The following is a 19154-nucleotide window of genomic DNA, read 5'->3' on the forward strand; positions in this document are numbered from 1 at the left end:
GGCAAGACGGCGCGGCTCCACCCTGCACCGTGCCCGCCGGGACGGCGCCTCGTGTTTCGCAGGTGGGCCCCTGACCGGAGAGAACGCCGATCAGGGGCCACCCGACACGTGAGGTCGCGTCAGCCGTCGTTCTCCGCCGAAGGGATGGCGGCGCCCGGCACGTCCTGCGGAGCGTAGATCTTCTTCTCACCCGGGTACGGCTTCGCCCAGTTGTGGGTCTCGTACCACGTGAGATGGTTCATCTGGGCGGGGGGAGCGTAGTCCGGAACGGCGTTGGGACCGGTCAGCCGCTGCTTCGACTTCCACTGGTCCCACTGGGCGGCGACGTTCTTCATGTCCGCCGGCACCGAGGCCGACGGCACGGCCGCCGCCTTCAGGTTCTGCGCCGCGGGGGTGTCCAGACCACAGGAGGGCGGGGTCTTCACACCGTCGGTCAGCGAGGTCCGGTTGGGCAGTGCCTTGAACGGCGTGAAGTCCGGTCGCTGGGTGAACGCCGAGGCCATCGGGGTGGCCGCGGTGTCCTTCTGGTTCATCGGCTGGATCCCGAGGATCTGCTCGATGGTCCGCGCCATGTTGATCTGCGAGTAGTAGTGGCTGTCCACGGTGGAGTGCTTGGCCCAGGGGCTGATGATCTGGACCGGGGCACGGTGGCCGTCGACGTGGTCGAGACCCGCCTGGGAGTCGTCCTCGACGACGAAGATCGCCGAGTCCTTCCAGTACTTGCTGTGCGAGATCTTGTCGACGATCTGGCCCACGGCGAGGTCGTTGTCCGCGACCTGCGAGGCAGGGCTCACCGGACCACCGGTGTGGTCGCTGGAGAGCCAGAACATGTTCAGGTTCGCCGGTCCGTTCTTCTCGAAGTCCTTCTTCCAGATCTGTGCCCGGTAGACGTCCGGGACGCTGGTGTCGAACTTCGGGAAGCCGTGCACCGACACGTCGTTGAGGGACGGGATCGGCGAGGTCGAGTTCAGCGGGTAGGCGGTGTCCTGACCGGTCGCCGCCATGTTCTTGGTGTCGCAGTACAGGTTCTGCCAGCTGGCGCCCGCCGGCTTGGTCAGGAACTGCTGGAACTCACCGAAGTTCCGGACCGACTTGCGGGCCGCCTGCGCACCGGTCCAGATGAAGCCGGTCTTCTGGTGGCCGAGGGCGTCGTCCTCGGTGTCGTAGCTGCGGGTGTACTCACCGGCCGATGACTCGGTGTACTCCGGGTCGTCGGCCTGCATCAGCCAGTTGTGACCCTCGGCGGAGTTGGTGCCGATGTCGTACGTGTTGTCGTACAGGCCGAACTGCTGGGCCAGGGCGTGCTGGTTCGGCGTGACGTTCTCACCGAACTCGGTCAGCGACGGGTCGCCGTTGCCCTGCGGTATGTCACCAAAGACCTGGTCGTAGGTCCGGTTCTCCTTGACGAGCAGGAAGACGTGCTTGATCGTCGAGGGGTCGCCGAGCTTGACCGGGACCGGCACCGGCTTGGCCGGGGAGCCGTCGGACTTCTTGAGCGACGCGCCGTTCCAGCCGTTCTGCTTGAAGACCTTGCCGGTGTAGGACTTGATCACGCTGTCGTCGGGCAGCGTGAACTTCTGCACGCTCGACGTCGTGTCGTGGGTGCCGCGGCCGCCGGTGGCCTTGCGGCGGGCGTCGATGCCACGGGTGTTGGAGACGTACACCTCGTTGCCGGAGGTGGTGATCTCCGAGGGGAAGTAGTCCGTGGGGAGCAGACCGACATAGCTGACCGGCTCCTGCGCGGAGGTGTACTTGTAGACGGCGACGGCGTTGGCGCGGCCGAGGGTCACCAGCAGGTGACCGTCGTCGGTGAGGGTCACCGCGTCGGGCTCGTAGCCCACCTGAGCCTTGGCCCACGGCTGGGTGGAGATGGTCTGGACGACCTTGTCCTTCGCCGTGTCGATGACCGAGACGTTGTTGTCGGCGGTGTTGGTGACGAACACCACGCCGTTCTTGGCGTACACGGCGGTCGGGTGCAGACCGACGTCGATGCTGGAGACCGCGGCGTCCTGGTTCGCCAGGTCGATGACGCTGACCGTGCCGCTGGTGGTGGCAGCGGTCTTCTGGTCGGCGAGTACCTGCGTGCCGTACGAGTTGATCGTGGGCTCGCCGGGCTTGGCGGGGCGACCGCCCTCGTTGCTCACGTAGAGCTTGTCGCCGACGACGACCATGCCGCGCGGGGCGTTGCCCACGTTCCAGCTCTGCTTGATGGTCCCGGTCGCGGCGTCGATGGCGACGACCCGGTTCTGGCCGTTGACCGCGGAGTACGCGGTCTTGCCGTCGGCCGAGAACGCCGCCGCGCCCACCAGGGCGCGCTTGGACCCCTGCGCCGGGATGCTGACGGTCCTCGGGTCGGCGACGCTGCCGTCCGCGTTCACGGTGAACACGGTGTAGCCGTCCGGCTGGCCCAGCCACAGCTGCTTGCCGTCGGGCGAGTACGTCGGGCCTTCCTGGCCCACGTTGTTGCTGCTGATGCGGGGGTTCGACGACGCGGCATTGCTGACGAGCTGCTGCGTCTTCCAGTTCTTCAGGTCCACGATGGCCAGGGCTGCGCCACCGTCGGTGACCGAGGCGGCCATGTGCGTGCCGTCCGGGCTGACCGAGGACGACATGATCTTGCCCTGGTTGATGACAAGCCGGTCGCCGTACGGGGCGATGTACTGGTTGCTGGAGACGACCTGGCCATTCTCGGTGACCTGGCCGACCTGGTCCGTGCCGAACTGGTGGGTCTGCGCGAGCGCCGTGCCGGCGGCCACGAGGGCGACAGCGGTGGTGCCCGCCGTCAACAGCGGCATCCGGCGGCCGATGCGTCTGCCGATGAGGTTGATCCGAGCTTCCTCGACGAGTTTGCGGCGGCGAGTCACCTGCATTGCGTGTTATCCCTTCGGGGTGGTGTCGAGCAGTTCGACGTTGCCGTCGAACTGCCACAGCGGGTTCGGTGCGTCCCCGTCAGGGGTCCGCACCAGGAAGTAGCCGTTCACTTCCTTCGGTCCATCGCCATCGGCCATGAACCGCCCGTCCGGAGTGACGTCGAGTTGGTAGATGGCCTGTCCTGTGCCCTCGACGCCGGGAAGATGCCAGGTCACGACGCAGCGCCAGTCGTTGCCCGGGCCTTGTGCCGCGACCCTGGTGGATCCCTTGTTGCACGATGCCGTCGCCTTCAACTGGGCCTCGGTGACGGCGGGCCGGTTGAGTTGGTCGGTCTGCATGCGGTACAGGTGCGCGAACGCCGTGGCGAGCGAGTGCTGCACCTTGTCCTGCTCGATCCCGGAGCCCGTCGCCGAGGTCGACGCGGCGACGACCGCGAACGACGCGGCGGCCACCCCGACGAGCGGCAGGACTCCGACGGTGATCGCGCGGCGGCCCGAACCGTCGTGGGTCAGGTTGGTGAAGTCGCGCCGTACGAAGAGCACATACGCCAGCGCCGTCGCGACCACGGCCCAGACAAGGCTGACAACGATGCCGATCAGCAGCGGGCCGAGTTGCTGGGGGCTGGTGAACAGGCCGTTCCAGGAGATGAAGGCGTAGCTCGGCAGGGCGACGCGCACGGCCACCGGAAGCGGCAGCATCTGGGCGACCGCCATCGCGAGCGAGACGAGCACGGGCACCAGCAGCCCCATCGGGGACCGTCCCAGCGTGACCGACCCGAGGAGGCCGAGTGCGGCGAGCGCCAGGGTCGGAGCGAGGACGCAGACCCAGGCGAGCAGGACCGAGACGGCGGCGTCCGACGGTGCCAGGAGATGGCCGTCGAGACCGACCAGCGGCTGGTTGCCGACCACGAGGAGGCCGCCGACGGTGCTGGAGACCGCGAGCCCGGCCACGAGCAGCAGCAGGACGGTCAGACTGGCCACCGCCTTCGCCACGAAGATCCGCCGGGGCGAGCGGACCGCCACGAGCAGATGGCGCCAGGTGCCGAGCCGGTCCTCGGAGGCGAACACGTCGCCGGCCACGACCGAGGTCAGCAGCGGGAGCGCCCAGGTCCCCGCGAAACCGAGCATCACCAGCGGCCCGGCCCACCCGGAGGCGAGCATCCAGCGCCCGAAGAGGGTGTCGACGGGAAGCGTGCTCTGCTGGCTCACCCCGGCGACGAAGAGGGCGGGAGCGATCCAGCAGACGAGGACCAGCAGGCGGATTCGCCACTGGGAGACGAGCTTGACGAGCTCGAAGCGACAGGCTCGGGTGACGGGGACGCGACGGCCCTCGGTCACCTGCTCCTCCTCCTGTTCCCGGCTCTGGGCGAGGGTCGCGGTCATCTGTCCGCCTCCTGCTGCTCGGTGAGGGTCAGAAACGCGGCTTCGAGCGGCGACACCACGGGAGTGAGCTCGCGCGGCACGACGCCCTTCTCCACGAGCCGCACCACGAGTTGGTCGAGGGCGGGCACCAGGGCGCGTACGACGAGCAGTTCGGCGTCCTGCCGTATCCCGGCGTCGTCGACGACCTGGATCCCCGGCGTGTCGTCCGCCAGCCGGCGCGCGGCCTGCGGGTCGGAGGTGAGCAGCCGGTAGTCGAGTTCACGGTTCTCGGTGGCCAGCTCGCTCAGCGGGCCGGAGAAGACGACGCGTCCGGCGGCGAGGATGGTCACCTCGGAGCACAGCGCCTCGAGGTCGTCCATGTTGTGGCTGGAGAGCACGACGGCGGTTCCGTCGGCCGCGAGCCGGCTGAGGACACCGTGCACGTGCTTCTTGCCCGCCGGGTCGAGGCCGTTGGACGGTTCGTCGAGCACGAGCAGCCGGGGCTTGGTCAGCAGGGCGGCGGCGAGCCCGAGCCGCTGGCGCATGCCGAGGGAGAAGCCGCGGGTACGGTCGTCGGCGACGTCGGTGAGACCGACCTCGGCGAGTACGTCATCGATCCCCGCCGTGCGCGCGTCGTGGCCGCGGAGCGCGGCCAGCGCGGCGAGGTTCTGCCGTGGGGTGAGCGAGGGGTAGAGAGCGGGGCCGTCCACGAAGCCGGCGACACCGTCGGGAGCGTCGAGTGCCCGCTCGACCGGTGTACCCAGGACCTCCAGGCGACCGCCGTCGGCCACCGCGAGCCCCAGCAGAAGGCCGAGCAACGTCGTCTTTCCGGCGCCGTTCGGTCCGACCAGGCCGTGGATCTGTCCCTGCGTTACATCGAGATCGATGCCGTCCAGGGCGACGACATTACCGAAGCTCTTCGTGATACCGCGAGCCCGGATCGCGCGGAGTTCTTCCATGGGTCCCTTCCTTGAAATGCCTCAAGGACCCTATTGGATTGATCATGCCGCTCATGGGGATGGCGAGTTGAATGTATGTGGAACACGAAGCGACTTGGCATTCTCGGCATCGCCGCCGAACGGAAACCGCCCACGTTTTGACCAGCATCTTTGCTATTACTTGGGCAAAGCTAGATGCTTTCATGAATGAGTTGCAATGGTGAATGTCGCGGTGAATTCCAACCGGGCACGGAGCGGAATTGAGCTGCGGCCTCGGAGTCCCTGCGAGGTTCGGCATGGACCGGCGACGACATGCGGTCGTCGGCCCGGGCCACCGGCGAAGCGACGGCCCCGAATCCGGACGGTTTCCGCCGATCGGGGCCGTCGGAACGGCTCGGGGCCGGGACGTCGTCCGCGGCCCTCAGGGTGTCGTCGGGACTCCCACACCTGGCGTCGTCTCCAGGCGGGCGCGGGCGGCGGCGCCCACGGGTACGGCATCGGTGCCGAGACGGGCCCGGACCAGGCGTACCGGGTGACCACTCACCGGGGGCTCCTCGGCGAGCCCGGCCCGTATGACGGGCTCGAGAAGGTGCCAGGCACCGCTGACGCCGCCACCGATCACCACCGTGGTGATGTCCACCAGGCCCGCTGTCATGACGACCGCCCGCGCGAGCCCGGCGCCGGCCGCGCGGTACACCTCCAGGGCGTCCTCGTCGCCGGACGCGGCCGCGTCAGCGACCTCTCGCGCGGTGAGCCGGCGGCCGGTGCGCTCGGTGAATCGGGCCCCGATGGAACGGCCGGAGGCCAAGGTCTCCAGGTGGCCACGCCCCCCGCAGGTACAGGGCAGGTCGCCGAATCCGGGGATGTGCCCGATCTCGCCGGCCGCACCGTGCGGGCCGGCGAAGAGCCGGCCGTCCGCCCAGAGCGCGCCGCCCACGCCCGTGCCCAGCGCGATGCCGAGAACATCGGGTTCGCCCCGTACCACGCCGCCCGACACCTCCCCGCGCAGGAACGCGTTGACGTCGTTGTCGAGGAACGCGGGAACGCCCAGGGCGTCCTCCACGGAGGCGGTGACGGGGAAGCCCGACCAGCCGCTGAAGGAGTCGCTGGCCACCAGGATGCGGCCCACGGCGGTGTCCACCACCCCGGCCGCGCCGACGCCGGCGCCGATGAGCCGGCCGGGCGTACGCCGCAACAGCGGGGCCAGTACACCGAGCGCGGCGTCGATCATGGCCTGCCCGCCGGAGGCCGCCGGAGTGGTCGTTCCGGCCCGGTCGAGCACCGTGAGGTCGTCGTCGCACAGCACTACCTGGGTCGTGGTCCCGCCGATGTCCACGCCGGCGAACAAGGGGCGGTCGTTCACGCCTCGGCCTCCGTGCGTCCGGCCGCCAAGGTGGCCAGGCGTTCGGCTCTGCGTCCGCGTTGGACCACCGGGTCGGGGACCGGCACGGCGGCCAGCAGCCGCCGGGTGTAGTCGGTTTCCGGGCGCAGCAGCGTCCCACCGGTGGGGCCCTGCTCCTCGATCCGCCCGGCCCGCATGACGGCGACCCGGCGGGCGAAGTGCTGGACGACGGCGAGGTCGTGGGAGACGAACAGGCAGGCGAAGCCCAGCTCGTCCTGTAGTTCCGTGATGACCTTCAGCACGGACTCCTGCACGCTCACGTCGAGCGCGCTGGTGGGCTCGTCGGCGACCAGCAGCCGGGGCTCGAGCACCAGCGCGCGGGCCAGACTGACCCGCTGGCGCTGACCGCCGGACAGCTCGCCGGGGGCGCGCCGGACGATGTCGCGGGGCAGCCGGACCCGGTCGAGCACCGCTTCAACCCTGCTGCGCTGGTCCCGGGCGGACAGTTCACGGCGATGTACCCGCAGCGGCTCGGCGACGCACTCGCCGACCGTCATCCTGGCGTCGAGCGAGGCGACCGGGTCCTGGAGGACCACGCCGATGCCGGACCGCAGCCTGCGGCGGGCACGGGAACGGGTACGGGCCAGATCGGCACCGAACAGCGACACGGTGCCGGACGTCGGCGGGATCAAGCCGAGTGCGACCCGCGCCGCGGTGGACTTGCCGGAGCCCGACTCGCCCACCAGGCCCAGGGTCTCGCCGGGGCGGACGACGAGCGAGATACCGTCCAGGGCGCGCACCGCGCGCTTTCCGCGACCGAACACCACCGAGATGTCGCGGAGTTCGACGACCGGCGCGGTGCCGTCGCCGCTGCCGGACCCGTCGTCCGGGCGGGCCTCGCCGGCCGGCGGGCGCTCGTCGGACTCCGCGACCGACAGCCGGGGCACGGCGGCCAGCAGCCGCCGGGTGTAGTCGTGGGACGGGCGCAGCAGTACGTCCTCGACCGGGCCGGTCTCCACGATCCGGCCCTGGTACATCACGGCGACCCGGTCGGCGAAGTCGGCGACCACACCCATGTTGTGGGTGACGAGCAGGACGCCGGTGCCGGTCTCGGCGGCGAGCCTGCGCAGCAGGTCGAGGATCTCGGCCTGCACGGTGACGTCCAGCGCGGTGGTCGGCTCATCGGCGATCACGAGGGCCGGGTCGTTCGCGATGGCCATGGCGATGACCACCCGCTGGCGCTGGCCCCCGGAGAGCTGGAAGGGGTAGGCGGCCGCGCGTTTCTCCGGCTCGGGGATGCCGACCCTGCGCAGCAGGCCGACGGCGCGAGCGGCGGCGTCCTTGGCGGAGATGTCGTTGTGGTTGCGGATCACCTCGGCGATCTGCTTGCCGATCCGGGTGAGCGGGTCGAGCGCGGTGGCCGGCTCCTGGAACACCATGGAGACGGTCCGGCCGCGCAGCGCGGCGAGCCCTGCCTCGTCGGCGCCGACGATGTCGGTGCCGTCGATCACGGCCCGGCCCGTGGCGCGGGCGTTTCCGGCCAGCAGCCCCATCGCGGCCAGCGCGACGGTGGACTTCCCGGAGCCCGACTCGCCGACCAGAGCGAGGGTCTCACCGGGACGGACGTGCAGGGACACCCCCCGTACGGCGGGAACCTCCGCGGACTCGGTGGTGAAGACGACATCGAGGTCGTCGAGTTCGAGGATCGGCTCGGCCGCCGGGGCGCCGGAGGCCTGGGTGGCGGTCATCCGCGTCCCCTCACGTCGAATGCGTCACGGAGCCCGTCGCCTATCGCGTTGAACGCCCACACCACCAGGATGATGGCCAGGCCGGGCGGCAGGATGAGCCACCAGTAGCCGGAGTAGGCGGCGGTGAGTCCCGCGGAGAGCATGCCGCCCCAGTCGGTGGCCGGCGGCTGAAGGCCCAGGCCCAGGTAGGAGACGTAGGCCACGAGGAGGATGGAGTCGGCGATCTGGAAGGTCGTGGCGACGACGATGGTCGACACGGAGTTGGGCAGGATGTGCCGCAGGATCGCGCGGGCGTGCGTTCCCCCGATGGCCCGCAGGGTCAGTATGTAGTCGCGATTCTTCAGGCTCAGGGTCTCGGCCCGGATGAGCCGGGACGGCACCAGCCATGACACCAGTCCGAGGATGAGGATCAGGCCGGCCAGGCCGGGGGTGGTGATGGCGGAGACCACCAGCAGGATGAAGAGGGCGGGGATGGCGATGCCCGCGTCCACGACCCGCATCATCACCGCGTCGATCCAGCCGCCGGCATAGCCCGCGGCCGCGCCCCACAGGGTGCCGATGACGGTGGCCAGGACGCCTGCGGCGAGACCGACGACCAGCGACACCTTGCCGCCGTACATCAGCCGGCCCAGCTCGTCGTGGCCGACGGCGTCGGTGCCGAGCCAGTGTGCGCCGCTCGGCGAGAGGTTGACCTGCTGGAGGGCGGTGTGGGTCTGGTCCGTGTGATACACCAGCGGGCCCACGAAGCAGAACAGGATGAAGAACACCACGACGCCGAGCCCGGTGACGGCGAGCCGGTTGCGCAGGAAGCGCCGCACCGCGAGCCGGGTGCCGGAGGTCTCACGGGGGGTGTCCGCGGTGCCGGGCGTCTTGGCCGGCTGGATGACGGCGCTCATGTCCGGCCTGCCTTCACTCGGGGATCGATGATCCGCTGGACGATGTCGGCGAGCAGCGTGCCGACCACGGTGGCGACGGAGATGACCAGCACGCAGCCCAGCAGGACCGGGTAGTCGGAGGCCTGTGCGGCGGACCAGAACAGCAGCCCCATACCGGGGTAGTTGAAGAGCTGCTCCACCACCAGCGCACCGCCGAAGAGCACCGGCAGGTAGTAGCCGAGCATGGCGACCACGGGGGTCAGGGAGTTACGGAAGACGTGCCGCCGCAGGATGGCGCGGGAGCGGGAACCCCCGGCCCGCGCCGTCCTGACGTAGTCCTCGGAGAGATTCTCCAAGGTGGCGGCGCGCATGTAGCGGCTGAACACCGCGACCATGGAGGCGGCGCCGGCGGCCACCGGCAGTACCAGGGCCTGCGGGTCGGAGAACACCTGGGCGAGCGAGTCCCCCTGCGGCGCCTGAGACGGGAACCACGGCAGCACCTGGCTGAACACCAGAACCAGGATCAACCCGAGGAAGTACACCGGGGTGGAGTAGGCGATGAAGCTCAGCGTGGTGATGACATAGTCCACCGGCCTGTTGCGGCGCACGGCCTGCCACATTCCCAGCGGGATCGCCAGGAGAAGGCCGATGACCATCGACAGGACGGTCAGGACCAGGGTCTTCGGCAGCCGCTCCCCGATGAGCCGGGAGACCGGCGCGTTCAGGGTGTACGAGGTGCCGAGGTCTCCGTGCAGCAACTGGTTCAGATAGTGGAGGTATTGCGCGGGCAGAGGCTGGTCGAGGCCCTGTTCGTGGTTGAAGTGGGCGATCTGCTGCGCCGTGGCCTGCGGGCCGAGGATGCCGCGGGCGGGACCCCCGGGCAGGGCGTGCAGCAGACCGAAGACCACGATCGTCACGATCACGATCACCACGACGGCCTGGAGAACCCGTCTGATCAGGTACGAAGGAGTACTCATGTGTTTTCCGGTCGCTTCGGCTCAGGAATGCGCTGGGTCACCGGCCGGGCTCACTTGTTCGTCCACTTCCACATGGCGGGGTGGAAGTTGGCGAGCGAGTCCTGGGCGAAACCGCCCAGCCCGTTCTTGACCACGGAGACCTGGTAGTCGGGCTCCGGCAGCCAGATCACCGGCAGGTCCTTGGCCAGCGCGGCGCTGTACTCCTGGACGGCGGCGGGCGACTCGGAGGTGGTGGTCTGTGCGATCAGCTTGTCCACCGCCGGGTTGGAGTAGCTGCCGAAGTTGGAACCGCCGCCGGTCTGGAAGAGTGAGTCGCCGCTGGGGTACGCCGGGAAGTACCAGCTGCCCGCGGTGCCGAAGAAGGACAGCTGCCACTTGCAACCCGGGTCACCGGACTTGCACTGGCCGGACTGCGAGAGCACGGAGTTGACGGGGGCCGTCTTGATGGTGAACTTGATGCCGGTCTTCGAGAAGGAGGACTGCAGCGCGCTCATCATGTTGTCGGTCACGGTCGAACCGGACTGGGACAGCACCTGCATCTCGAACTTGGTGCCCTTGGCGACGCCCGAGCCGCACTGGTCGTCGCCGCTGCCCGCGTCGGTGCACACCATGGTGCCGTTCTGCTCGCTCCAGCCGTGCGAGGTCAGCAGCTGCTTCGCCTTGGCGGTGTCGAACGGGTACGGGTTCTTCTTCTGCTCCGGAGAGACGAAGTCGGAGGCCTGTCCCTGGGGGATCGGGCCGTAGGTGGGGACCGCGGTGCCGTTGAAGATCACCTTCGACAGACTGGTCTGGTCGACCGACATCTGGATCGCCTGGCGGGCGTAGAGCTGCTTGAAGACGGCGCCCATGGCCGGGTTGTTGAAGTTGTAGGGCATATAGGTGATCGCCCAGCCCGCCCACGGTTTGACCGTGTAGCCCTTCGACTTGAAGGACGCCTCCTGGCTGAGGTCCGTGGCGTTGATGTAGCCGTAGTCGACCGTGCCCGCCCGCAGCGCGTTCGCCTCGGCGTCGGTCGTGGTGAACGGCAGCAGGTTGACGTGTTTGATGTTGGCCTTGCCGCCGCCGTCGTACTTGGCGTTGGCGGTCAGTTCGACCCTGCCCGCGGTGGAGAAGGACTTGAGGGTGTAGGGACCGCTGACGGTCTTCCACAGCGGGTCGGTGGCGTAACCGGAGATGTTCTTGGCGGCCTTGTTGAGGTACGTCCAGACCTTCTTGGCGCCGGCGGCGGTGCGGTCCAGGTCGGAGACGGCATCGGAGTCGCCGGTCTTGTCCCAGACGTGCTGCGGCATCGGGCGGATCATGCTCAACTCGTTGGCGAGCATCCACTGCTTGTTGTACGCCTTGTCGAACGCGATGGTGAAGTGAGTGTCGTCGACGATCTTCAGCGAGGTCCAGTTGTCCGGCGCCTTGCCCGGGCTGTAGTTTGCCCAGTCGGCCTTATTGGCCTTGATCAGGTTGAACCAGAACTCGACGTCGCGCGAGGTGATCGGCTTGCCGTCACTCCAGTGCCGGTTGCCGAGGGTGATCGTGACGCTCTTGCCGTCCTTGGCGAAGTCCGCCGCGGTGGCGAGGGAGTTGTCCTTGTTCCAGCCGACCTCGCCGGTGGAGCCGTCATAGGCGATCAGCGGCTCCCAGAGGGACTGGGATATGGAGGAGTTGTTGGTGTTGAGGTGCGAGGCCGTGCCAACCGGGAGGATCCAGTTCGGCGTGAAGTTGGCCGGGAGCGCGTAGTTGATGGTGTCCGTCGAGTGTCCGCCGGACGACGAGGTGCCGCCCCCGGAACAGCCGGTGAGCAGTGCGCCGGACATGACGGCGGCACCCGCGACGAGGGCCCAGCGGCGGCCGGTCGCCGTATGAGCAAGGAACATGGCTCTCCTCGGAGTGAAAGGACCCGTGTGTGCCCCATTGGCCTGGGGCGGGCGCCGCGGGGATCGGCGCTGCGACGACAGTCAACGTCTCACGTGCTGATTAAACAAACAAGAATTAGTAAAAAGTAAGTTTCTGCGAGTTCGACAGAACTCTCCGAAGCCCTGTCCAGGTAGCGAAAACGCCATCTTTGATCCGGTTTGTCACGCTGTTGATCGCGGCATTGCCGTCCGGGAAGCGGTTCACGTACGCATTGCGCGGGCGTACTGTCTTCGTCACACCCACCGTTGCGGAAGTTACTTCGTACATGACTGAAATAAGTGCGCGGAACCGTCAGTCGGCGAAGGGGAGTTCCTCCCTCGCCGCCCGCGTCCTCGAACTCGTGGCCTCGGGCCAGGCCTCGTCACGCGCCGAGCTCGCCGCCCTGCTCGGTGCCGCCCCCTCGACCATCTCCCTCACCGTGGGGCAGCTGGTCGAGCGCGGGCTGATCGCCGAGGAAGGCACCCAGTCGTCCACCGGCGGGCGCCCCCGCAAGGTCCTGCGGCTGGGCGGCACCGACGAGTTCGCCGTCGCCGCCGACCTCGGCGGCCGGCATGCCCGGATCGGTGTGGCGCTGCCCGGCGGCCGGCTCGAGAAGGTCTCCACCGTTCCGTTCGTCATCGCCGACGGTCCCGAGCAGGCTCTGCCACGGCTCGCCGACACGCTGGAGGCCCTGGCCGAGGAACACGGACGCGACCGGATGTGCGGTGTCGGCCTGTCCCTGCCGGGCCCCGTCGACATCCGATCCGGAGCCGCCATGCTGCCGTCGCGGATGCCGGGGTGGAACCGCTTCCCGGTCGCCACCTGGCTGGAGGAACGCTTCGGCGTCCCGACCGCGGTGGACAACGACGCCAACTGCATGGCGATGGGCGAGCACACCGTCCGGCCCGCCGAACACCGACAGTCGATCATGGTGAAGATCGGCTCGGCGATCGGCGCCGGCGTCATCGTCGACGGTCGCCTCTACCGGGGCGCTACCGGCGCCGCCGGCGACATCACCCACATCCGGATCGACGGCGCCGCCGACATCCCCTGCTCCTGCGGCAAGACGGGCTGTCTGGAGACCGTGGCCTCCGGCGCCGCCCTGGTGCGCATCCTGCGCGAGCGCGGCGCCGACGTCAGCAGCCTCGAGGACGTCGTGGGCCTCGCCGCCGACGCCGACCCCGAGGCCACCCGCGCGGTCCGCCGAGCCGGAGAACACCTCGGGCAGGTGCTCGCCGCCAACGTCAACTTCTTCAACCCGGACGCCGTCTACCTCGGCGGCATCCTCTCCACCCTGGAACCCTTCGTCGCCGCGGTCCGCAGCCAGCTCTACGACAGCTGCCACCCGCTGGTCACCGAGCACCTCACGATCGAGCGGGCCAGCCTCGGCGTCGACGCCGGAGTCGTCGGGGCCGGACAGTTCGCCCTGCAACGCGCCATGGCGCACGCCCTGCGCAACGTCGGCGGCACCGGGCTCGGTGTCGAGCACCTCGGCCCCGCCGCACACCGCACCCCCTGACGCACCACAACCCGCACGAGGAGCCATGCCGGAAACCCGTACCGCATCCCGCACCGCCGCCCGCCCGGTCATCGCCATCGCCGGGCTGGGCATCGAGTCGTCCACCTTCTCCCCGGCCCGCACCGAGGCCCCCGCCTTCCACCCCTCGCGGGGTGCCGACGTGCTCGGCCGCTACCCCTTCCTCGCGCCCGGCGAGGAACTGCGCGAGGCCGCCGACTGGCACGGCGCCCTGGTGGGCAAGTCGCTGCCCGGCGGCATGGTCACCGCCGCCGCCTGGTCCGCACTCACCGACGAACTCATCGACCGCCTGGCCGCACTGCCCCGGCTCGACGGTCTCTGGTACGACATCCACGGCGCGATGACCGTGGAGGGCGTCGAGGACGCCGAGGCCGTCCTGCTGGAACGCATCCGTGCCACCGTCGGCCCCGACGTGATCGTCTCCACCTCGATGGACCTGCACGGCAACGTCTCCCGCGAACTCGCCCACCGCAGCGACCTCATCACCTGCTACCGGATGGCCCCGCACGAGGACCACATGGAGACCAAGGAGCGCGCCGTGCGCAACCTGGTCGACCTGCTCGCCTCCGGCGCCCCCCGGCCGGTGAAGGCATGGGTACCCGTCCCGGTGCTGCTGGCCGGAGAGCAGACCTCCACCCGCATCGAGCCCGCCAGGAGCGTGTACGCGGCGGTCGACGAGGTCGAGGCCATGGACGGGGTGACCGACGCGGCGATATGGGTCGGCTACGCCTGGGCCGACGAACCACGCAACCGCGCGGCCGTCGTCGTCACCGGCCCCGACCGGAACGCCGTGTCGTCAGGCGCCGAACGCCTCGCCCGCGGCTTCTGGGAGGCCCGTCACGACTTCGACTTCGTCGCCCCGACCGGTACCTTCGACGACCTCCTCGATGAGGCCCTGCGCTCGCAGCACCGGCCGTACTTCATCAGCGACACCGGCGACAACCCCACCGCGGGCGGCGCCGGCGACGTCACCTGGGGCCTGACCAGGCTGCTGGAGCGCCCGGAGTTCCAGAAGGACGACGGCCCGACCGTCCTGTACGCCTCGGTGCCCGGCCCCGCCGCCGTGGACACCGCGGTCGCCGCCGGCGTGGGCGCCACCGTCACCGTCACCGCCGGAGCCGAGGTGGACGACCGGCACGCCGGTCCCGTCACCCTCACCGGCGTGGTCCACGCGATCCGGCACGGCGACCGCGACGCCGAGACCGAGGTCGTGGTCCGAGTCGGCAGCGTGTACGCGATCCTGACCCGGCAGCGCAAGCCCTACCACCACGAACACGACTTCGCCGACCTGGACCTCGACCCCCGCTCCGCCGACGTGGTCATCGTGAAGATCGGCTACCTGGAGCCCGAGCTGTTCGACATGGCGGCGGCGTGGAAGATGGCCCTCACACCGGGTGGTGTCGACCAGGACCTGGTGCGGCTCGGTCACCAGCGCATCCGTCGGCCCATGTTCCCCTTCGACCCCGACATGGCCGACCCGGATCTGACGGCCCGGATCGTCCCGGCCTCCGACCAGCCGCTCACCGGGGACGACGAGTGACCGGCCGCACGCCGGGAACCACCCTCGAGATCGCGGTCACCTCCCCGGCGGGTGCCCGTGCCGCCCGCGACCACGGTGCGGACCGGGTCGAGCTGTGCACCGGGCTCGAACTGGGCGGCCTGACCCCGTCGGCGGCCTCGGTGGAGGCGGCCGCGGCCGTCGGGCCGCCGGTGCACGCTCTGGTGCGGTGCCGTCCCGGTGACTTCGTGTACGACGCCGAGGAGATCGCCCTGATGGTCGCCGAGGTTCGCTCGGTGGTCGCCTCGGGCGCCTCGGGCGTGGTGGTCGGTGCGCTGACTGCCGAAGGCCTCCTGGACACCGACGCCGTCACCCGCCTGACCGACGCCGCCCATGAGGCGGCCTCGAACCACGACCGCTCCGTGGACGTCACCCTGCACCGCGCGATCGACCAGTCCGCCGACCCGGTCGCCACCGCGGCGCTGCTCCCCTCACTGGGGATCACCCGCGTTCTCACCTCCGGCGGCGCGGCGACCGCGGCCGACGGGGCGACCACGCTTGCCGCGATGGTCACCGCGGCCCCTGGTGTGCAGGTCATGGCAGGCGGCGGCGTCCGCACCGCTGACATCCCCGCCCTGGTGGCCGCGGGGGTCGCCGCAGTGCACCTCTCAGCCAAGACCCGGGCCGAGCCCCGGCGCGGCGGTGCGTGGATACCTCTCGGAGCCGCGGGAGCCTCTGCCCTCCAGGACACCCACTTCGTCACCGACCCGAAGGTGGTGGCCGAGGCCCGGCAGGCACTGGACGCCGCACGGACCACCGGCCGCCCGGACCGTCCCGACGACGATACGGCGTGACCCCGAACCCGAGGCGTGCGTGGGAGTCGTGAAGAGTTCGCGCGCGATTCTCGGGATTCGGTGACGGGAGCGGAAGACTTGGAGGGCTCAATCGGCGCTTTCGAACTGGTCGGGCGCCGACCCATGCGAGGGGAGATCGGTCAACGATGTTCACTCTGGTACGGAGCAGAGTACGGACGGCCGCGTTCGCGCTCTCGGCGGTCGCGGCCCTCGCCTTCGGCGGGACCGCCGCGACCGCCGCGACCGGCGCGGCAGCGGCCCCCGCTGCCGCGAAACAGGGTCCGACCTCGGTGGCGTACGTCGAGGTGAACAACAACAGCATGCTGAACGTCGGCAAGTACACCCTCGCCAACGGCGGCGGCAACGTCTTCGACGTCGCCGTGGTCTTCGCGGCGAACATCAACTACGACACGGGTACGAAGTCGGCGTATCTGCACTTCAACGAGAACGTACAGCGCGTCCTCGACAACGCCGCCACGCAGATACGGCCGTTGCAGCAGAAGGGCATCAAGGTCGTCCTCTCGGTGCTCGGCAACCATCAGGGCGCGGGCTTCGCCAACTTCCCGTCCCAGCAAGATGCTTCGACGTTCGCGAAAAAACTGTCGGACGCCGTGGCCAAGTACGGCCTCGACGGCATCGACTTCGATGACGAGTACGCCGAATACGGCAACAACGGCACAGGCCAGCCCAACGACAGCTCGTTCGTGCACCTGGTGACGGCGCTGCGCGCGAACATGCCGGGCAAGATCATCAGCCTCTACAACATCGGCCCGGCCGCGTCGCGCCTCTCCTACGGCGGCGTCGACGTCTCGTCCAAGTTCGACTACGCCTGGAACCCGTACTACGGCAGCTGGCAGGTTCCCCGCGTGGCACTGCCGAAGTCGAAGCTGTCGCCGGCGGCTGTCGAGATCGGCCGGACTTCGCAGAGCACGGCCGCCGACCTTGCCCGCCGCACCGTCAGCGAGGGGTACGGCGTCTATCTGACGTACAACCTCGACGGCGCCGATCGCAGCGCCGATGTCTCCGCGTTCACCAGGGAACTGTACGGCAGCAACGCCGTCTACACGCGGTAAGGCGAGGTGCTGTCTCTCCTCGCCGTGTGAGTACCCGATAGACGACGGTGCCTGACCGGGGCTGTCCCCGGTCAGGCACTGCGGGTGCCGTAGGTCTCACCGCCGCGGCGGCCGCCGGCCGGCCGCGTCTTCAATCCGGGTGGCCGCGGTCGGCTGACGCGGGTGATGTCGGACCCAGGTAGGAGACGGCGCCACCCGCTCCTACTGCGATAGCGCACAGTACGGGGATCGGGCTTTTCGAAGTGCACAAGAGGAGGAGTGGCTCAGCCGCGAGGCTGTCCGAGCACGGGCCGGCCCGTGAGGAGAAATGCCGCGATGCCGACGTCAGCGATGGTGACCACGTCGGTGTCGTGGACGCTGAGTGCCTGTGCGTCGAGGTCCATGCCCAACTGTTTGGAGGCGGCCTTGATGTGGCTGCGGACCGTCGGGTCCGACAGGTTCAGGGCCTGCGCGGTGGCGGGAATCGAGAGGTCGTTCTCCAGCCATGCGGACACGGTGGTCAGCAGGTCCCTGTTCTGAGGGTCCGAGCGCAGTTTGCTCAGCCGCTGTTCGGCCCACTCCTGGACGGTGTCGCCGGCCGCGGCGATGAGTCCGGCGAAGTCGGGAGCCGGCTCGGGCGTGAAGTCATCCGAGGTCGGCAGCGCAAGAAGGTTGAATGCGAGGAGCAACAGGACGCGGTTGTTGACGCTGTTGAGGTCGAGTCCCAGGAGGTGTCCGGCGCGGCTCAAGCGGCCCCGCAGGGTGTTGCGGTGGATGCCCAAGGCCTTGGACGCCTCGACCGGCTTGTACGAGAGGCCGGTGGGCAGGGTCTGAAGCAGCAACGTGTGCTAGGGCTTCAGCAGCGGGGCAAGAAGCGCTTGTGCCCAGGCGGACGCCTTGTTCCTGGGGAGCAACGGGGCGATCTTCGGGTCCGCGCCGACCGCGACCCGTTCAGGGGAATGCGCTGCCACGAGAACGGCATGCGCGGCTTCCGCGTAGCCCGCACCCGCGGCGTCGAGCGGGTACGGCGTGCTCACTCCCATGGCCAGCCCCCGACGGGCGCCGATCAGATGGCCGAGATCGGACTCGACCCCTGCGTCTTCGCGGGCCGGAGTCACCACGATGATGTGCTGGTCCTTGCCGGGGCAGGGGGAGACCAGTGATCTGCGCCCCATGTGCTTCAGGCACCACTGGAGGTGCGGGTCGCGAGCCTGGCTGCCGGTGTCGATGATCCGGACGCGGACCAGCTCGGTGTCCATCAGAGCAGGTGCGATCAGACCGGCGATGACCTGCGTCTTGAGCACCTCTCCACCGAACAGCAGCTGGGTTGCGGCCTGATGGACTGAACGGGAGGCGAGCACGGCGGACTGGGCGGCTTGGTGTTCGAGCCGGGCCTGCTCACACAGACCCAGGAGTTTTGCCGCGTACCGGAGCAATTTCCCGGCCGTCGACTCGAACGCGCGGCGGGAGGCGACAGCCAGCAGTACACCATCTTCCGCACCGAGGACCCGGACGAGCTGTGTGTGTTCGGCATCGGAGCCGTCGGTACCGGCCGCTGAGTCGGCCGCTACAAGGGAGCGGGCCAGATTGGCCGGGCCGGCCGGGGCTACGGCGAAGGCTCCTCTTTCGCCGGAACCGGCGGCGACATCCGCGCCCAGCGCGTCGGACAACCAGCGCACGATGCGACTGGCCGCCTCCGGGTTGGCCAGCTGGGACGGCAACGCGTTGAGCAGCGACTCAAGCTGCTCGACCTGTCGCTCGGCGACGAGGGCCCGTTGCCGCTGTAGATCCTCGTTGATCCCCGCCCACTCGCTGTCGGCGGCCGTGACGAGGAGCGGAAACTCCAGCCGCTGCGCCAGCGTACGGATGCTGGGCGGTATGGCCGGTACACCGCCGGGCGAGTGCAGTGCCAGGCCCGATGCTCTGCGTTGCTTGAGGTACCGCAGTAGTTGATCAAGGGCCCCCGACGCCCGCTCATCGAGGTCGTCGGGCAGCCTCACCAGGGCCAGCGCACCTTGGGCGGGCGACTTCGTGGCCTGGTCAGGCGCTTGTGTCAGTGGCACCGCACAGACGCTGGTCACCCGGTTCTCCGCGCAGGCGCGGCCCTGCCGCGGGTCCACGAAGAGCAGCCCGAGGTCCGGCCTTCCGGACGTCAGGTATCCCAGGGTGGGCATGCTCCGTCCCCCTTCACTTCACGCTCTCGGTGCCCGACGC

The 19154-nt window shown here is 69.5% G+C and carries 14 protein-coding genes; 4 read left to right on the forward strand and 10 right to left on the reverse strand.

Translation table 11 applies throughout. The features are described 5' to 3' along the window. Positions 1–119: 119 nt before the first annotated feature. The 8 genes from ACH4S9_RS17320 to ACH4S9_RS17355 form a co-directional block, all read right to left on the reverse strand. Positions 120–2870 carry a phosphoesterase gene (locus ACH4S9_RS17320; protein WP_398372641.1) on the reverse strand — a complete coding sequence of 917 codons (2751 nt, stop codon included), beginning with the start codon at positions 2868–2870 and terminating at the stop codon, positions 120–122. Between the two features lie 6 nt (positions 2871–2876). Then, positions 2877–4253, reverse strand: a complete 1377-nt coding sequence (locus tag ACH4S9_RS17325) for an ABC transporter permease (RefSeq protein ID WP_398372643.1) — start codon at positions 4251–4253, stop codon at positions 2877–2879. Continuing rightward, complete coding sequence (locus ACH4S9_RS17330; protein WP_398372645.1) at positions 4250–5191, reverse strand: ABC transporter ATP-binding protein; 942 nt, start codon at positions 5189–5191, stop codon at positions 4250–4252. Before ACH4S9_RS17330 ends, ACH4S9_RS17325 begins: the two co-directional genes overlap by 4 nt. Before the next feature lie 400 nt (positions 5192–5591). After that, on the reverse strand, positions 5592–6518 hold the full coding sequence (locus ACH4S9_RS17335) for an ROK family protein (RefSeq protein ID WP_398373009.1): 927 nt from the start codon (positions 6516–6518) through the stop codon (positions 5592–5594). An 11-nt stretch (positions 6519–6529) separates the two neighbouring features. Further along, positions 6530–8260, reverse strand: coding sequence for a dipeptide ABC transporter ATP-binding protein (locus tag ACH4S9_RS17340; protein WP_398372647.1), 1731 nt, complete (start codon positions 8258–8260; stop codon positions 6530–6532). Further along, positions 8257–9156, reverse strand: coding sequence for an ABC transporter permease (locus tag ACH4S9_RS17345; protein ID WP_311721538.1), 900 nt, complete (start codon positions 9154–9156; stop codon positions 8257–8259). The genes ACH4S9_RS17340 and ACH4S9_RS17345 overlap by 4 nt, the downstream gene beginning before the upstream one ends. Then, positions 9153–10112 (reverse strand): ABC transporter permease, encoded by a 960-nt coding sequence (locus ACH4S9_RS17350; protein WP_311721539.1) that lies wholly within the window; start codon positions 10110–10112, stop codon positions 9153–9155. The genes ACH4S9_RS17345 and ACH4S9_RS17350 overlap by 4 nt, the downstream gene beginning before the upstream one ends. A gap of 50 nt (positions 10113–10162) precedes the next feature. Beyond that, a complete protein-coding gene (locus tag ACH4S9_RS17355) occupies positions 10163–11980 on the reverse strand; it encodes a peptide ABC transporter substrate-binding protein (RefSeq protein ID WP_311721540.1) in 1818 nt (605 codons plus the stop codon). Between the two features lie 305 nt (positions 11981–12285). Here ACH4S9_RS17355 and ACH4S9_RS17360 point away from each other — a divergent pair, with 305 nt between their 5' ends. From ACH4S9_RS17360 to ACH4S9_RS17375, 4 genes are all read left to right on the forward strand, one after another. Then, complete coding sequence (locus ACH4S9_RS17360) at positions 12286–13518, forward strand: ROK family protein (protein WP_311721541.1); 1233 nt, start codon at positions 12286–12288, stop codon at positions 13516–13518. A 25-nt stretch (positions 13519–13543) separates the two neighbouring features. Then, on the forward strand, positions 13544–15076 hold the full coding sequence (locus tag ACH4S9_RS17365; RefSeq protein WP_398372651.1) for a M81 family metallopeptidase: 1533 nt from the start codon (positions 13544–13546) through the stop codon (positions 15074–15076). Next, positions 15073–15888 (forward strand): copper homeostasis protein CutC, encoded by an 816-nt coding sequence (locus ACH4S9_RS17370; RefSeq protein ID WP_385342689.1) that lies wholly within the window; start codon positions 15073–15075, stop codon positions 15886–15888. Before ACH4S9_RS17365 ends, ACH4S9_RS17370 begins: the two co-directional genes overlap by 4 nt. A gap of 146 nt (positions 15889–16034) precedes the next feature. Beyond that, entirely contained in the window at positions 16035–16961 is a 927-nt protein-coding gene (locus tag ACH4S9_RS17375) for an endo-beta-N-acetylglucosaminidase H (RefSeq protein ID WP_311721544.1), read from the forward strand. A 263-nt stretch (positions 16962–17224) separates the two neighbouring features. Here ACH4S9_RS17375 and ACH4S9_RS17380 read toward each other — a convergent pair whose 3' ends face one another. Both ACH4S9_RS17380 and ACH4S9_RS17385 read right to left on the reverse strand, forming a co-directional pair. After that, entirely contained in the window at positions 17225–17782 is a 558-nt protein-coding gene (locus tag ACH4S9_RS17380; RefSeq protein WP_398372654.1) for a helix-turn-helix domain-containing protein, read from the reverse strand. Between the two features lie 6 nt (positions 17783–17788). Next, positions 17789–19114, reverse strand: a complete 1326-nt coding sequence (locus tag ACH4S9_RS17385; protein WP_398372656.1) for a hypothetical protein — start codon at positions 19112–19114, stop codon at positions 17789–17791. Positions 19115–19154: the final 40 nt, after the last annotated feature.

The sequence above is a fragment of the Streptomyces sp. NPDC021225 genome (genome assembly GCF_044332865.1).
Classification (GTDB): Bacteria; Actinomycetota; Actinomycetes; order Streptomycetales; family Streptomycetaceae; genus Streptomyces.

Coding starts and splice junctions, on each gene's coding strand:
- ACH4S9_RS17320 (WP_398372641.1), bottom strand. CDS start 2,870: ATGCAGGTGACTCGCCGCCGCAAACTCGTCGAGGAAGCTCGGATCAAC.
- ACH4S9_RS17325 (WP_398372643.1), bottom strand. CDS start 4,253: ATGACCGCGACCCTCGCCCAGAGCCGGGAACAGGAGGAGGAGCAGGTG.
- ACH4S9_RS17330 (WP_398372645.1), bottom strand. CDS start 5,191: ATGGAAGAACTCCGCGCGATCCGGGCTCGCGGTATCACGAAGAGCTTC.
- ACH4S9_RS17340 (WP_398372647.1), bottom strand. CDS start 8,260: ATGACCGCCACCCAGGCCTCCGGCGCCCCGGCGGCCGAGCCGATCCTC.
- ACH4S9_RS17345 (WP_311721538.1), bottom strand. CDS start 9,156: ATGAGCGCCGTCATCCAGCCGGCCAAGACGCCCGGCACCGCGGACACC.
- ACH4S9_RS17350 (WP_311721539.1), bottom strand. CDS start 10,112: ATGAGTACTCCTTCGTACCTGATCAGACGGGTTCTCCAGGCCGTCGTG.
- ACH4S9_RS17355 (WP_311721540.1), bottom strand. CDS start 11,980: ATGTTCCTTGCTCATACGGCGACCGGCCGCCGCTGGGCCCTCGTCGCG.
- ACH4S9_RS17360 (WP_311721541.1), top strand. CDS start 12,286: ATGACTGAAATAAGTGCGCGGAACCGTCAGTCGGCGAAGGGGAGTTCC.
- ACH4S9_RS17365 (WP_398372651.1), top strand. CDS start 13,544: ATGCCGGAAACCCGTACCGCATCCCGCACCGCCGCCCGCCCGGTCATC.
- ACH4S9_RS17375 (WP_311721544.1), top strand. CDS start 16,035: ATGTTCACTCTGGTACGGAGCAGAGTACGGACGGCCGCGTTCGCGCTC.
- ACH4S9_RS17385 (WP_398372656.1), bottom strand. CDS start 19,114: ATGCCCACCCTGGGATACCTGACGTCCGGAAGGCCGGACCTCGGGCTG.